This window comes from Streptomyces sp. BV286 (genome assembly GCF_019090165.1).
Taxonomy (GTDB): domain Bacteria; phylum Actinomycetota; class Actinomycetes; order Streptomycetales; family Streptomycetaceae; genus Streptomyces.
Genome location: NZ_JAHRIB010000141.1, coordinates 315,620 through 330,092 on the forward strand (window position 1 = coordinate 315,620; position 14,473 = coordinate 330,092).

Annotated in this window: 14 protein-coding genes; 6 read left to right on the top strand and 8 right to left on the bottom strand. The window is 70.4% G+C overall.

Going from position 1 to position 14,473, the window contains the following annotated elements; translation table 11 throughout:
* Positions 1 to 19: 19 nt before the first annotated feature.
* Positions 20 to 1,156, bottom strand: a complete 1,137-nt coding sequence (locus KUF83_RS21160; RefSeq protein ID WP_217456307.1) for a C45 family peptidase — start codon at positions 1,154 to 1,156, stop codon at positions 20 to 22.
* Between the two features lie 111 nt (positions 1,157 to 1,267).
* Between KUF83_RS21160 and KUF83_RS21165 the strand changes: the two genes are divergently transcribed.
* Positions 1,268 to 2,176 (top strand): MurR/RpiR family transcriptional regulator, encoded by a 909-nt coding sequence (locus KUF83_RS21165; RefSeq protein ID WP_217456308.1) that lies wholly within the window; start codon positions 1,268 to 1,270, stop codon positions 2,174 to 2,176.
* Positions 2,177 to 2,367: 191 nt separating this feature from the next.
* Here the strand turns inward: KUF83_RS21165 and KUF83_RS21170 are convergent, their stop codons facing one another.
* The 3 genes from KUF83_RS21170 to KUF83_RS21180 form a co-directional block, all read right to left on the bottom strand.
* Complete coding sequence (locus tag KUF83_RS21170; RefSeq protein ID WP_217456309.1) at positions 2,368 to 2,715, bottom strand: VOC family protein; 348 nt, start codon at positions 2,713 to 2,715, stop codon at positions 2,368 to 2,370.
* A 34-nt stretch (positions 2,716 to 2,749) separates the two neighbouring features.
* Complete coding sequence (gene helR / locus KUF83_RS21175; RefSeq protein WP_217456310.1) at positions 2,750 to 4,927, bottom strand: RNA polymerase recycling motor ATPase HelR; 2,178 nt, start codon at positions 4,925 to 4,927, stop codon at positions 2,750 to 2,752.
* 297 nt (positions 4,928 to 5,224) lie between these two features.
* On the bottom strand, positions 5,225 to 5,665 hold the full coding sequence (locus KUF83_RS21180; RefSeq protein ID WP_217456311.1) for an Lrp/AsnC family transcriptional regulator: 441 nt from the start codon (positions 5,663 to 5,665) through the stop codon (positions 5,225 to 5,227).
* Between the two features lie 125 nt (positions 5,666 to 5,790).
* On the opposite strand from KUF83_RS21180, the gene KUF83_RS21185 reads away from it, so the two are divergent.
* Positions 5,791 to 6,714: an SMP-30/gluconolactonase/LRE family protein gene (locus tag KUF83_RS21185; RefSeq protein WP_217456312.1), complete on the top strand. Its 924-nt coding sequence runs from the start codon at positions 5,791 to 5,793 to the stop codon at positions 6,712 to 6,714.
* Between the two features lie 57 nt (positions 6,715 to 6,771).
* Here the strand turns inward: KUF83_RS21185 and KUF83_RS21190 are convergent, their stop codons facing one another.
* Complete coding sequence (locus KUF83_RS21190; protein WP_217456313.1) at positions 6,772 to 7,068, bottom strand: hypothetical protein; 297 nt, start codon at positions 7,066 to 7,068, stop codon at positions 6,772 to 6,774.
* A gap of 218 nt (positions 7,069 to 7,286) precedes the next feature.
* Here KUF83_RS21190 and KUF83_RS21195 point away from each other — a divergent pair, with 218 nt between their 5' ends.
* The 4 genes from KUF83_RS21195 (at position 7,287) to KUF83_RS21210 (ending at position 10,765) form a co-directional block, all read left to right on the top strand.
* Positions 7,287 to 7,790, top strand: coding sequence for a hypothetical protein (locus tag KUF83_RS21195; protein WP_217456314.1), 504 nt, complete (start codon positions 7,287 to 7,289; stop codon positions 7,788 to 7,790).
* Between the two features lie 236 nt (positions 7,791 to 8,026).
* Complete coding sequence (locus KUF83_RS21200) at positions 8,027 to 9,535, top strand: MFS transporter (RefSeq protein WP_217456315.1); 1,509 nt, start codon at positions 8,027 to 8,029, stop codon at positions 9,533 to 9,535.
* A complete protein-coding gene (locus tag KUF83_RS21205) occupies positions 9,532 to 10,173 on the top strand; it encodes a TetR/AcrR family transcriptional regulator (protein WP_217456316.1) in 642 nt (213 codons plus the stop codon). The genes KUF83_RS21200 and KUF83_RS21205 overlap by 4 nt, the downstream gene beginning before the upstream one ends.
* A 148-nt stretch (positions 10,174 to 10,321) precedes the next feature.
* Positions 10,322 to 10,765: a GNAT family N-acetyltransferase gene (locus KUF83_RS21210; protein WP_217456489.1), complete on the top strand. Its 444-nt coding sequence runs from the start codon at positions 10,322 to 10,324 to the stop codon at positions 10,763 to 10,765.
* A 123-nt stretch (positions 10,766 to 10,888) separates the two neighbouring features.
* Here the strand turns inward: KUF83_RS21210 and KUF83_RS21215 are convergent, their stop codons facing one another.
* The 3 genes from KUF83_RS21215 to KUF83_RS21225 all read right to left on the bottom strand — a co-directional run bounded on the left by KUF83_RS21215 (position 10,889) and on the right by KUF83_RS21225 (position 14,318).
* A complete protein-coding gene (locus KUF83_RS21215) occupies positions 10,889 to 12,463 on the bottom strand; it encodes a carbohydrate-binding protein (protein WP_217456317.1) in 1,575 nt (524 codons plus the stop codon).
* 338 nt (positions 12,464 to 12,801) lie between these two features.
* Positions 12,802 to 13,668: a class I SAM-dependent methyltransferase gene (locus KUF83_RS21220; RefSeq protein WP_217456318.1), complete on the bottom strand. Its 867-nt coding sequence runs from the start codon at positions 13,666 to 13,668 to the stop codon at positions 12,802 to 12,804.
* A gap of 197 nt (positions 13,669 to 13,865) precedes the next feature.
* Entirely contained in the window at positions 13,866 to 14,318 is a 453-nt protein-coding gene (locus tag KUF83_RS21225; RefSeq protein ID WP_217456319.1) for an NAD(P)H-dependent oxidoreductase, read from the bottom strand.
* Positions 14,319 to 14,473 lie beyond the last annotated feature (155 nt).

The window sequence follows — 14,473 nt, forward strand, 5'->3', positions numbered from 1 at the left end:
GTGTGGTGGGGGGAGTCCTTCAGTTCGGGGCGTGGGGACCGTCGTAGAGGTTCCAGGGAAGGTGCTGGTAGTCGCGGTCGCACGGAGTGCCCGCCGTGACGTGGTAGTCGCCGGAGGTCAGGTCCACACAGGAGGACACGAGCGTCTTCCAGTGCTTGACCTGCGGCTCGCGCGCATCGGAATGGGTGCACAGCGACTCGGGGAAGCCGAAGTGGTCCGACATGGCCTGCTTGACCAGCTTTCGGGTCTCGTCCGGGCCGGTGGCCTCGCGCAGCCGGCGCAGGCCTTCCTCGGCGCGGGGCACGCGGACGAGGGAGTCGGGGGACAGGGGCCGGTATCCGGCGGCCAGAGCCGCCGGGACACCCGCCTGGTAGTGGTTTCCGTGCACGAGCAGGCCGTCCGTCGGGTACAACCAGCCGTGGCCGGCCGGTGTGGTCTCCAGGTCGACGGCGAAGCCCTCCCGGCAGGTGAGAAGAGCGTTGCTGGCGATGTGGGCTCGGGTGCGGCACAGCACGTTCAGGGCGTCGGTGATGCTCGCCTGGTCCAGAACGCTGCGCCGGATCACGGTCTGGGGCAGACCGACGGTCTCGTCGAAACGGCCGCCGAGGCCGTTGGCGTTGAGAGCGATACCCGCCGAGTTCGCTCCTTGCCGGCCTATCTGTCCGGCCTCCACCTGCATCAGCAGGGTGGGCCGGGGCGGCTGGACGACACGGAGCATGACGACGGTGTTCTCGACGCCGGCTCGCCAGTCCCAGTTCTGGCCCGCCCAGACGTGGCCGTCGCCGCTGGCCGCCCCGTAGGCGGCGAACGAGGTGCAGCCCTCGGCGGGCTCCTCCTCGCGCATCCCGCTGAAGGAGTCGTCGTAGATCACCTCGCCGCGCGCGTTGAGCGCCAGTACGTCGAGCAGGTCGACGCCCGCGCCGTCGGCGATGCCCTGCATCTCCTCCACCAGGTGGGGCGCGTAGTCCTGGACGGGTCCGAGCCAGCGGGCCGCGCGGGCGGTGACCTGAGGCCAGGTGAGACCCGAGGAGGTGCCGATGGCTTCCGCGTAGTAGCCGAGGGCGGCTTCGAGTTGCCCGGCCACGGCCTCCCCGTACTGCCGGCCCCTCTGGGACGGCGTCCCGGAGATCTCGATGACCGGAAGGCTGTGATTCATGAAGGGACTCCCTCGGAGACACATGTGCCGTAACATTCGTTCCGAAAGTTCGCCTTCCTGGAACGCGATGCTCAGAGAGTAACGTCGGTGACGTAGGAGTCAATAGCTGTAATGACGATTTCAAAAACGGGCAGTGCCGCCCCCGGAGGACTCACCCGCCTGCGGGCCGCCGTCCGCGATCAGTGGGACGACCTGTCGGCCTCCGAGCAGACGGTCGCCCAGTACCTGGTCAGTGCCCCTGCGGAACAGCTGATGTTCGCCAGCGCACAGCAGCTGGGGACGGCCAGCGGCACCAGTAACGCGACCGTCGTACGGGCGCTCCAGCGCCTGGGCTACGCGGGTCTGCCGGCCCTCAAGCGGGAACTCGCGGCCGATTTCACGGCGACCACCGCTCCCGACGTCCGGCTGGCGCAGCGCATCGCCCACGTCGGCAGGGACCTGGAGAACATCCGCAGGGACATCTTCGACGAGACCCAGGAGCGCATCGACCAGTGCCGGCGTCTGACGGGGACCGAAGCGCTCGAACGGGCGGTCGCCGCGCTCGCTGAGGCCCGTGAGGTGTTCTGCTACGGGGCCGCCGCGTGCGAGCTCGGAGCCCGTCACCTGGCGCGGGCGCTCGGCCGTATCGGCCGCCGTGCGCGCTTCGCGGGCGAGACCGGCTTCGCGCTCGCCGACGCGCTCCTCGCTCTGGGGCGGGGGGACACCGTCGTGATCTTCCAGCCCGGGCGGCCGCTGCCCGAGCTCACGGTCCTGGTGGAGCGCGCCCGCGCGGTCGGCGCCAAGGTCGTCTTCATCACCGACGAGCTGCGGGAGGCCTTCGAGGACCGCGTCGACGCCGTGCTGATCGCGCCCGACACCCCGACCGGGATCACGAACGAGTCCCTGACCGCTCTGGTCATGGTCGATGTGCTGGTGCTCGCCCTGACCGCCCTGGACGAGACGTCGGCGGTCGAGCACTCCCATCAGCTCAACGCCCTGCGGAGCCTGCTGCCGGGCGAGCAGGGCAACCGTCGCGGCTGATCCCCGATCGACGCCGGGCGGCTCCGGCCGGGTCCGGGGCCGCCGTCACCCGGTGACCGGTGGGGTCATGGTGTCGCCCCGCCTCGAACGCCCGGCCGCAGAGCCCCTGTTCAGCCGGACACGGGCGGGCGGGCGCCGACGGCCGGGTGATCAGCGCATCGAGCAGGTCCTCACCGGCCGGGGTCGGCCGGTCATCGGTGACTCAGTACGTTGACCACCCTGCCGTTGGGGTCACGGACGAAGAAGCGGCGCACCCCCCACTCCTCGTCCTGCAGGGGGTGCACGATCTCCGCGCCGCTCTCCCGCACCGCCGCGTAGGCCGCGTCCACGTCGTCCACCTCGACACTCATGTCGGGCACGACCGGCGCGGACCTGTCGTGGGTCATGAAGGTGACTTGCGCCGTGGGGTTGGAAGGAGAGGCCAGCGTCATGACCCAGCCGAGGTTCATGACCTCCTCGAACCCCAGGAGCCCGTAGAAGTCGCGGCTCTCCTCCATCGCCTCTGATCGGATGTCGGGCATGACTCGGCGGACGGACATGGATGACTCCTGGCGCGGTCGGGAGCGAACGTTCTCATTGTGTCCACCCGCTCGTGAGGACGACGAGCTGTCGGGTCGCCCGGGTCATCGCGACATAGCGGTCGACCGCTCCCTCGATCCCCGTGCCGAACGCCTGCGGATCGATGAGGACGACCAGGTCGAACTCCAGCCCCTTCGACAGCTCCGGGGTCAGTGACCGCACGCGGGGTGTGTCCTGGAACGTGGGATCGCCGATGACGCAGGCGATCCCGTCGGCATGCGAACCGAGCCAGCTGTCGAGAACCGAGTCCAGATCCGCGACGGATCCGTGTACGACGGGAATGTCGCTGCTGCGGATGGAGGTCGGCACGTTGGCGTCCGGGAGGGCGGCCCGGATGACCGGCTCGGCCTCCGCCATGACCTCTTCCGGCGTCCGGTAGTTGATGGTCAGGGAGGTCACGTCGACCCGGTCGAGCCCGACCCGCTCGAGCCGTTCCCGCCACGACTCCGTGAACCCGTGCCTGGCCTGGGCGCGGTCCCCGACAATGGTGAAACTCCGGGACGGGCAGCGCAGCAGCAGCATCTGCCACTCGGCGTCGGTCAGTTCCTGTGCCTCGTCCACGACGATGTGCGCGAACGGGCCGGCGAGCAGATCCCGCTCGTCGGGGGCCAGTTCGGACTCGTCGACCAGGCTGACCCGGGCGTCCTTGCCGCGCAGCATCGTCACCAGCCCCTCGCCGTCGTCACCGTCGGCGCCTGAGTCGGCGGCGGCCACGATCAGGTTGTCGACGACCTGCGTCATGCGCTCGCGCTGGGCGGCGAGGGTCGCCTCGTGCCGACGCCTGCGGCGGGACGCCTCCGGATCGCCGAGCCGCTGTCGTGCCGCGTCCAGGAGCGGCAGATCGGACACCGTCCAGGCCTGCGTGTCCGCGCGCTGGAGGCTCCGGATCTCGTCGGGGCCGAGCCAGGGAGCACACATCCGCAGGTAGGCGGGCACCGACCACAGGTCCCCGACGAGGTCGGTCGCTTCGAGCAGAGGCCACGCGCTGTGGAGGGCCCCGGTCAGCTCCCTGTCGTGCAGCAGCGACTTGCGGAACAGGTCGGGCGAGACGTCACCGTCGAACTTGTCCATGAGGATCGTGACCAGCTCCTCCCAGACCTGGTCGCGCGCTTCGTTGTGCGGGGCGCCCGGTCCCGGTGCGCGGAACGCCTCGGCCCAGTCGTCCGCGCTCAACCAGATGTCGGACCAGGGAGTCGTGACCGTCATCCCCTCGGTGGGGGGCGCCTCGTAGAACCTGACAGCCGTCTCGATCGCCTTCACCATGTCCGCGGAGGACTTCAGCAGGGCCACGTCCGGGTCGGGCTCGGTCGCTGCCGCGTTCCCTTCGGCGACGAGGTCCCGCAGGGTGCAGGTCTGCACGCCCTCCTCACCGAGGCTGGGCAGGACGTCGGCGACGTAGGCCAGGTAGGGCTGGTGCGGACCGACGAACAGCACTCCGCCCCGGCGGTGACCGAGACGGGGGTCGGAGTGGAGGAGATAGGCGGAACGGTGCAGGGCCACCACGGTCTTGCCCGTGCCCGGTCCGCCGTCGACGACGAGAGCGCCGCGGGATCCCGCGCGGATGATGGCGTCCTGGTCGGCCTGGATGGTGCCGAGCACGTCGCGCATCCGGGCCGACCGGTTGCTGCCGAGGCTGGCGATGAAGGCGGACTGGTCGTCGAGCGCGGCGTGGCCGACAATCCCGTCCTGGGTGAACACCTCGTCCCAGTAGTCACTGATGCGGCCGCGGGTCCAGCGGTACCTGCGGCGGCTGGCCAGGCCCATCGGGTCGGCGTGGGTGGCTCCGAAGAACGGCTCGGCCGCGGGGGAGCGCCAGTCGATCAGCAGCCGGCGCCCGGTGCTGTCGGTGAGGCCGAGTCGCCCTATGTACAAGGGCTCGGGGTCGTCCGCGCCGACGATGTGTCCGAGGCACAGGTCCAGGCCGAAGCGGCGCAGGGCGCGCAGACGACCGGTCAGGCGGTGGATCTCCGCATCCCTTTCCATCGCGGCCCGGCCCGTGCCGCCGGGCGCCTTGAGTTCGGCGTCGAGGCGGCCGGACAGTTCGGCGATGGTTTGTTCGAGGCTCTCCGCCATGGCCGCGAAGTGCGCGTCGTCGCCGGCGATCAGTGCCGGGTCGGCCTTGGGGAAAAGGTGGCCGGGGAGGTCGAACGCGCTGGTGGTCAGAGAGTTCATGCCGTCAACTCCGGCCTGCGGTCGGGTCCGTGCCACCGGCTCGACGCCACCGCACGGCCCGTCATCCGACAACAAATCATGCACTCCGCGAATCTCCTGTTTCTCAGGCTCCGGCTTACGGCCAGTGATTCTGCGGTACGACCCGGGCCTTGTGGCAAGCCCCCCGGTGCGCTATAAGTTAAGAGTGGCAAGGGAATGATTTATCTCCCTTGCCTTTGTTGTTGGCTGTGAGCGGGTGATCGTGCACGGGCGGGCAACAGCCCGCCGCCGGTCCCGCGGCCGAGGTGCCCCCGGCCGTCAGGCTCCTGTCGGCACCGGCCTTTCGAAGAACGTCTCCAGCACCACCGTCGCGCGGGTGCCGCTCACACCCTCGATCTCGTACAGGCGGCGCAGTACGTCCTGCAGTTGCTCGGTCGTTCCTGTCCGGACCTTGACCAGGACCGAAGCGCTGCCCGCGATGATGTGGGCCTCCTGCAGCTCGGGGATCGCCGCGAAACGCTCGCCGGAGTCACCCATCCACGCCGACGAGTCGACCATGACGAAGGCCAGCACCCCGCTGCCGACCGCGCCGGGGTCCACCTCGACGGTCGTGCGCCGGATCACCCTCGACTCGCGCAGCTTGCGCACCCGCTCATGGGCCGCGCCGGCGGAGAGCCCGACCTCCTTGCCCAGGGCGGCGTACGCCTGCGAGGCGTCCTCCTGAAGGAGGTTCAGCAACTTCCGGTCCACAGCATCCATGACGCTCTCCACCAAACCAGTCCCATGAGTTCCTTGCGTAGACCATACGGCATCCTGCAATACTCGCTCGTTACAGGATGCTGTTCAGGATCCGAGCCTTGGAATCGACTGCAAGGAGAGCGGACATGGCCACCGGTCGCCCCGCGCTGTACGAAGTACTCGACGACAGGTTCCGTACGGAGAAGTGCACCGCGGGTGATCTGCAGCTGGAGACGCTCCACGTGGGCTCGCGCTGGGCGGAGGGGCCGCTGTACATACCGGCCTGGCGCCAGCTGATCTGGAGCGACATCCCGAACGACCGCATGCTGCGCTGGGACGAGGTGAGCGGTGCCGTGAGCGTCTTCCGCTCGCCCGCGGGGCACTCCAACGGCAACACCCTCGACCGCGAAGGCCGTCTGATCACCAGTGAGCAGGGCAACCGCCGGGTCACCCGCACCGAACACGACGGCTCGGTCACCGTGCTCGCCGACCGCTACCGGGGCAAGCGCCTCAACAGCCCGAACGACGCGGCGGTGAAGTCCGACGGCTCGATCTGGTTCTCGGACCCGGACTTCGGGATCACCAGCGACTACGAAGGCGTGCGCGGCGAGAGCGAGATCGGCGCCAACAACGTCTACCGGATCGACCCCGGCACCGGCGAGGTATGCCTCGCGGCCGACGGCTTCGGCGCTCCCAACGGGCTGGTCTTCTCACACGACGAGAGCGAGCTCTACGTCTCCGACACCAGGGCCGGCCAGATCCGCGCATTCCAGGTGCGCGCGAACGGCACCCTCTCCGAGGGCCGGGTGTTCGCCGAGATCAAAGGGGTGGAGGGCGGCCACTTCGACAACCTCCGCTTCGACGACCAGGGCCATCTCTGGGCCGCGGCCATGGACGACGGAGTGCACTGCTACGCCCCTGACGGCACTCTCCTCGGCCGCCTCCTGGTGCCCAACACGGTCTCCAACATCCGCTTCGGCGGCCCGAGGCGCAACCGCCTCTTCATCACCGCGAACGACACGCTCTACTCACTGGTCATGGGGGTCACGGCGGCGCCCGCGGCGCTCTGACCCGTCCACGCGCCCGCCCGCCCCGGGGCCTGGGTCGGGCGGGCGCGCGGACCGGTGCTAGCGGGTGACCACGTTGAACACCGGGTAGGTCCGCGGTTGTACGTCCGAGAGGCCCAGTTCCTGGAGGATGGGGACGAGCGTCTCCCCGAACTGCTGGAACGCCTCCTCGGACTCCCAGACGTCCACGACCAGCCAGCCGGTCTCGGTGGGGGCGGCCGTGTGCGAGATGAGTCCGGCCACCGGCCAGTCGGCGGGGCTCTTGACCGGGCCGGGCCGGCCGGCCACCTTTTCCGCGCTCTGCTCGTACTTGGCCTGGGTCATCCCGGGCATGTCGAGAACCACGACGATCGCCATACTGAGTTCCCTTGCGAAGAGGTGCCGAGTCTTCCGGCCAGTGGACCACCCTTGCGAGCCGCCCGCGCGCCGGTCCGGCCGGACGGAGGGCGGCCCGGTCGGGCGGCCCCGCGGGACTCCTCGGTGGCACACGCGGTGAACGGCCCACCCCCCTTGTCCGTACCCCCTGTCGATGTCATGCCCGCTCGCGCAGGACCAGCCCGGATACGGAGAGGCACGTGCCACAGCAGCCACCACGAGGACGTACCGTCCGCACTCTCGTCGCCCGCCCGGTGCGCGGCGCGGCCCTCGTCGGCACCCTGGCGCTACTGCCTCTGGCCACGGCCTGCAGCGGGGACGGGGGCGGTGCCGCCGAGAGCAAGCAGACGAAGACGTCCGCGAGGTCCGCCCCCTCGGCGGGTGTCGTGGCCCCCGCGAAGGTCGAGGTGATCGCCACCCTCACCGGCTGCAAGGTCAAGATCCGAACCGACGCGGAGGAACTGCGGGAAGGCGTCTGCCGCACCGCCGCGGGCGACTACCTCATCACGACCTTCCCCGCGGAGAAGTACAAGCTGACCTGGCTCGACAGCGCCGCCATCTATGGAGGCAAGTACCTCGTCGGCCCGCAGTGGGCCATCAGTGCGAAGCCCAAGATGCTGGAGCCCCTGCGGGCGAAGGTCGGGGGGACCATCCAGGACCTGGATGCCCTGCGCACGGCGAGCCCCGCCCCGAGCGCCTCGTAGCGCGGGCCGTGTCCTCCCGGTGAGCCCGGCGCGGAACGGGGGCGACGCCGACGGGCCGGCCGGTGGTCCGGAGAACCCGGAGAATGGGCGCGCCTTCGCGGGGAGCCCGCACCGCCCGCCGGAAGCCCGGGTGAATTAAAATTCACCCGTGATCTAAGACAGCTGGTGAATAGCCATTCATCTACTATGGTGAATGGCTATTCACCATGCCATGTCTCATGCCCAGGGAAGTGCCCATGCAGGATCCGCTGCCCGTGGCGCCCTCCACTGCCGTCGCGTCCGCCCCCAGGAGAGGACGGCGCGCCCGCCTGACGGTCCCGGTCCTCGCGTACGGCGGAATCCTGATGGCCGTGATGCAGACCGCCGTCGTGCCGCTGCTCCCCGGCCTGCCGCGACTGACCGGCTCGTCCGCCGCAGCGGTGTCGTGGACCGTCACCGCGACGCTCCTGGCGGGCGCGGTGCTGACCCCGGTACTGGGCCGCGCCGGTGACATGTACGGCAAGAAGCGCGTCCTGCTCCTCGCCCTCGCCCTGATGACGGCCGGCTCGGTGATGTGCGCGCTGACCTCGGACATCCGGGTGCTGATCGCGGCACGTGCACTGCAGGGCGCAGCCGCGGCCGTGGTGCCCCTGTCCATCAGCATCCTCCGTGACGTACTGCCGCCCGAGCGCACCGCCTCGGCCGTGGCCCTGATGAGTTCCACGGTCGGCATCGGCGCGGCCCTCGGACTGCCGCTCGCCGCGCTCATCGTCCAGTACGCGGACTGGCACACCATGTTCTGGGTGTCCGCCGCGCTGGGAGCGGCGGGTCTGGCGCTCGCCTGGTGGGCGGTGGACGAGTCGGCCCTGCGGCACCCGGGCCGGTTCGACACCCTCGGAGCGCTCGGCCTGGCCACGGTGCTCGTCTGTCTGCTCCTGGCGGTCTCGCAGGGCGGTGAGTGGGGCTGGACCAGCGTGCCGGTCGTCGCCCTGTTCGCGGGCTTCGTGCTCGCCCTGACCCTGTGGTGCGGGCAACAGCTGCGGGCCGCACGGCCGTTGGTCGACCTCAGGCTGGCCGCTCTTCCTCAGGTGGCACTGCCCCACCTGACCGCCCTGCTCGTCGGGTTCGCCTTCTACGCCAACTCCCTGGTCACGGCCCAGCTGGTACAGGCCCCCACAGACACGGGATACGGCCTCGGCCTGTCGATCGTCGGAGCGGGACTGTGCCTGCTGCCCAGCGGCGTGATCATGCTGTTCCTGTCACCGGTCTCCGCCCGCATCTCGACGGCACGCGGCCCACGCGTGACGCTCGCGCTGGGGGCCGTCGTGATCGTCTTCGGGTACGGGACACGGATCGTGGACAGCCGCCACCTGTGGGTGATCATTCTGGGCGGAGCCATCGTGTCGGCCGGCACGGCTCTGGCGTACTCCGCTCTCCCCACCCTGATCCTGGGAGCCGTACCGGCCGAACAGACCGGCTCCGCCAGCGGCGTCAACGTACTGATGCGGACCATCGGCCAGGCCGTGTGCAGTGCCGCCGTGGCCGCCATACTGGTGCACCACACCGGTCCGGTCGGCGGAGTGTCCCTGCCCAGCCTGCGCGGTTATCAGCTGGCCTTCGCCCTGGCCGGGGCGGTCGCGCTGGCCGGGTGCGCGATGGCCCTGGCGATACCGGGCAGGAGTGAGCCGCACAAGCCCGGCCGGCCGTCGCGGCGGCGCCGCGGACGGGCCGCGGACACGTTGCTGGAGGGAGCAGGAGAGTCATGAGGTCAACGAAGTCCGCCGACACCGTGCCGGACCGGACGGGTGTGGCTCAGGATTCCGGGGCCGCGCCCGAGAAGGCGACGGACGGCGGCCCGGGGCGCCGGGACGCCGAGGCCACCAAGACGGCGATCCTGCGTGCGGCCCGCCACCTCCTCGCGCGTCATGCCCACGGGGACATCACGCTCAAGGCCGTGGCCGAACGCGCAGGTGTCAGCCCGCCCCTGATCATGAAGTACTTCGGCAACAAGGAGACCCTCTTCGCACACGTGATGTCCTTCGCGCAGGACGCGGCCGCCCTGCTGGACGCACCACTGGCGGACCTCGGGAGCCACATGGTCCGCCACGTACTCGTCAGCCAGACCGAACAGGGCGCGGACCCGCTGCTGCGCATCGTGTTCGCCCCTCTCCACGGCGGCCAGGGAGACACGCTCCGCGCCAACTTCCGTACCCAGGTGGTCGACCGGCTCGTCCGGCGCCTCGACGGCCCCGACGCCGCCCTGCGCGCCGAGCTCGCCGTGAGCATGCTGCTCGGTCTCGGAGTGATGTTCGGCATCGCGCGCGGTGAAGAACTGCGTGCGACACCGCTCGACCTCATCGTCGAACGGTACGGACCCGCGGTGCAGGCGAGCCTCACGTCGTGAGCGGGGCACAGTGATCGATCCTGCGACGCATGTCGTCACAGCGGCCCAATGACACAATCCAGCCATGGACGCGAGCACAGAGGTGGACGAGACACAGGCGGGCCGGGTGGTGCCCGGCGCCGCGCCGGACCAGCTTCTGCAATGGGCCATGCGTCCCGCCGAGCCGGCGGACGTGGAGGCGATCGTGGAGTTGCGTGCGACGGTCATGCGCCCTGACCTTGAGCGGCTGGGCCGGTTCGACGAGTACCGGGTCAGGCAGCGGCTGCGGGACTCCTTCTCCGCCCGGCACACGTCGGTCGTTCTGGTTGGAGGCGCCTTCGCGGGCTGTGTCGCGATGCGGCCGGCCGAGGACGCGCGATGGCTGGAACACTTCTACCTCACGCCGGGTGTGCAGGGCCGAGGGCTCGGATCCGCGGTGCTGCGAACGCTGCTGGCTGGCGCTGACGCCGACGGCGTGCTCGTCCGCCTGAACGTCCTGCAGGGCAGCGCCGCCCGGCGGCTGTACGAGCGCCACGGGTTCACCGTGGAGGCCCAGGACCCGGTCGACATCTACATGGTGAGGCTGCCGTACACCGGCGCCCTCGAAGCGTGACGAGGACAGCCGGGAACGCACGGGCCCGTTGCAGGTGGCGCCCCGGCCGGCCCGTCCGGATGCGTCGGACGGGCCGGCCGGGGCATTTCCGTCTCCGGCACCCCCGGTCGGCGGTGGGGTCGGTTACGGCGTGACCTGGTTGCCGCCGAAGGTCACCACGAGGCGGCCGTCCGCGGCGAAGGACCACCTGAGGGCGCCGCCGTACGAGGAGCACCGGGAGCCGTTCGTGCCGGACCAGAACTGGTTCGAGCTGTCGGTGTTGCCCACGATCCTGTCGTTCGTCCCGCTGCCTGAGCGGCACGACGTGTTGCCGCGGAACACCGAACTGCCCGCGTCGAACGAGTAGTTGCGCTCCTCGTTGTCGATGCTGACGTTGTCCGACACCGTCATGCTGCCGAGGTTCCTGTTGTAGGTGAACCCGTGCTTGCCGTTGTTGTAGGCGATGTTGCGCCGGATGACGTGGTTGACCCCGATGTCCTCGCCGCCGAGCTTGTAGCCGTTGCGGTCGCCGTTGCCGGCCTGGCCGCCGTTGCTGAGGGTGCCGTTGTCGAGGGCGAGGGAGTCCTCGATGGTCACCGGGCCGATGGCTCCCGTGTCCGACTTGGTGTAGAGGTCCCAGCCGTCGTCGATGTTGTTGTGGGCCACCGCGTAACGGAAGACGTTGCCGGGGCCGGAGGTGAGCTTCGCGGCGAATCCGTCGGCGTCCTCGCCGTCCGAGTCGGCGTTGTCGTGCGACTCCGCGCCGAGGACGAGGTTGTTGGACGGCCACTGTTCCTTCGGGGTACTGGACAGCATGCGCGAGAGCTGCAGACCGGTGTCCCGGTTGTACCGGGTCACCGTGCGCTCGAAGACGTTGTTGCTGCCGCCGACGAAGATGCCGTTGTCGCCGGCCCGCTCGACGACGATGCCAAGGACGTGCCAGTACGATCCGTTGACGGCCAGCCCGCGGTTCGCCGTGTCCTCGCTCTGGGCCGAGAAGTTCAGCACCGGGGTCTCACCCGGGTAGGCGGAGAGTTTCGTCCGGGCGCTCGCGGTGCCGTTGTTGCCCGCCGGGATGGTGATGGTCTGCGAGGGCCGGTAGGTCCCGCCGCGCAGGTAGATCGTCCCGCCGGGTGTGATGCGGGTGATCGCCGAGGTGAGTGTCGTCGGTGCCGCCTGGGTTCCGGCCGCGCTGTCGATGCCGCCCGGTGCCACGTACAGCGCGCTGCTCGACGGTGGCGGGGTCGTGTCGCCCGTCTCGACGTCGAGGTGGTCGATGTTGGGCAGGCCACCCGCGTTGGTGGGGCTGAAGCGGATGGTGTTGCTGCCCGCCGTCACCGGCACGGTGAGCGTCTTCGTCGCCCATGTCCCCCAGGCGCCGGTGCCCTCGAACGAGACCGAGGTGGCCGCCGAGCCGTTCACCGTGAGGTTCGCGGGCCGCGCGGCGGTGGTTCCGTTGGCGAACCGGACCTTGAGCGTCGCCGTTCCTGACGCGGCTGCGGTCACGGTGAACTGCGCGTGGGCGCCGGTCGCGTTGGTGCCGTTGCAGAACCCGCTGCCGGTGTGGCCGGCCCAGTCGGAGTCGATGGTGCCCGTGCAGATCGCCGGGGAGGTCTCGGCCTCGTACCGGGTGGTCGCGGCGTGAGCCGTCGTGCCGGAGAGTGCGACGAGTGTGCCGGCCACGAGGGCGAGGGACGCTGTCACTGGTCTCGGTTGCATCGTTCGTCTCCAGGTTGCTTGGCTCGTCCGACCGGAGTGCGGTGAACGAGTGCCGAGGAACTGTGCGGTGGGACGTTCAGTGCGCCCGAGCTGCCGGTGAGGTGGTGCCGGCCCGTGGTTCCGGGATCTCGAATGTGGCAAAGTGCGGGTTCGAGTACATGAACCGGCCGCATGGTGGGGACACTGCCTCGCAAGGGAGAAAGCGCTTTCCCGGAAGTTAGAGGCTTGCGGCGTGGGGCGTCAATAGACGTGTACGTGATTGGTGTCCATCAGCATGAACGAGGGTGGCGCGGAGCCCTTGCTTCCTCGCCCGACCGTGGGATGCCCTCCTGGCGGGCTCACGAGGCCGGTGGAGACGCCGGCCCGGCAGGACCCTTCCGCCAGACGAACACCTCGGTGCTCGGCAGCCGTTCGGAGAACAGACCCGAGGGGGACGCCTCCCGCAGCACCCGGCGCAGGTCTGCCTCGAAGGCGTCGCGGCGCGGGCCGAACAGGTGCGGAGCCGAGAACGACATGGAGAACACCCCCGCGACGACGTCGTCACTCGTGCGTTCCAGCGCCTGCCCGCCGGGGACGACATGACGCTCGCGGCCGGCGAATCCCGCCCGGGCGAACACCGAAGCCTCACCACCGGGTGTTCCCCGCGGCAGCACCCCCCGGCCGGCCCGCCGGACAGGCCCCAGGTAGCGCCTGACCAACTCCTCCACGTCCGCGCCGGGCACCGCCGGATACGGAAGCCCGTCGACCGACCTCGTCTCCGACTTGAGGTCGGAGATGTGCACGAGCGCCCCGCCGGGCCGGAGCATGTCCCGGACGGTCGCGGCCACCGGCTCGCGGTCCATCCAGTGGAACGACTGGCCGAAGGTCGCGACGGTGAACGTGCCGAGACCGGCGGGCAGATCCTCCGCCCGGGCCCGCACCCACCGCGCCTTCCCGGTCAGGGCACGCCCGGCGGCTTCGCGGGACGCTTCGGCGATCATCCCGCGGTCCGGGTCCACACCGACGATCTCGCCGAACAGGTGCGCCAGGGTCAGTGCGAGGGTGCCCGGCCCGCATCCCACGTCGATGAGGCTTCCTCGTCCGTCGAGCCCCAGGACCTCGGCCAGCACGTCCGCCAGCGCTGGGGCGTACGGCAGCCTTCCGCGCCGGTAGTGGGCCGCCGTGCCCGCGAACAGCGTCTCGTCCCATTCCCAGTCGGCGGACATGTCCACCCACCGCCTCTCGCAGACATCAGGTTCGATCCGGGTCCGCGCCGGAGCGGCGCAGCCGCCCGGTGCGTGGCGCGGGGTCCACCTTGCCGGGTCCGGTCGCTGCCGGGGCTGCCGGGGCTGCCGCGGACGTGCTCAGCGCCTTCACCGGCCCTTCTGTGCGACCCGCCTGCCCAGCCCTCCCGGGCGGTCCGTCAGCTCATCAGCCCCGCGGCGAGGGTTGCCCCCAGCTCCCGACACGCCTCGATGTCCGCCTTGTTCGGCTCGCCCGTCACGGTCACGGCGTCGGCGGAACGCTGCCAGCCCAGGCCCTTGGTGATCGACTCGATGCCCCGCACCGCTCCGGTGACGTCGTTGCCCCCGTGGACGTAGAAGCCGAAGGGCCGGCCTCGCGTCGCGTCCAGGCAGGGGTAGTAGACCTGGTCGAAGAAGTGCTTCAGGGCGCCGGACATGTAGCCCAGGTTGGCCGGAGTGCCGAGGAGGTATCCGTCGGCGGCCAGCACGTCGGCGGCCGTGGCGGCCAGCGCCGCTCGGCGGACGACACGTACGCCCTCGATCTCCGGGTCGTTCGCGCCGGAGACGACGGCTTCGAACATCGCCTGGCAGTTGGGCGAGGGCGTGTGATGCACGATCAGCAGGGTGGTCACCCCCGAACCCTCCCGCGGGGACCCTCCGGGCCGCAAACGGGAGCGACGGCCGCCGGCGCCGTTCCGGTCGGTGCGTCAGCCGCTCGCCGTGCCTTGTCGCAGACGTCGTACGGACGGTGGCGACGCCCACTCGCGCAGGTCCGCGGGGGTGAGGT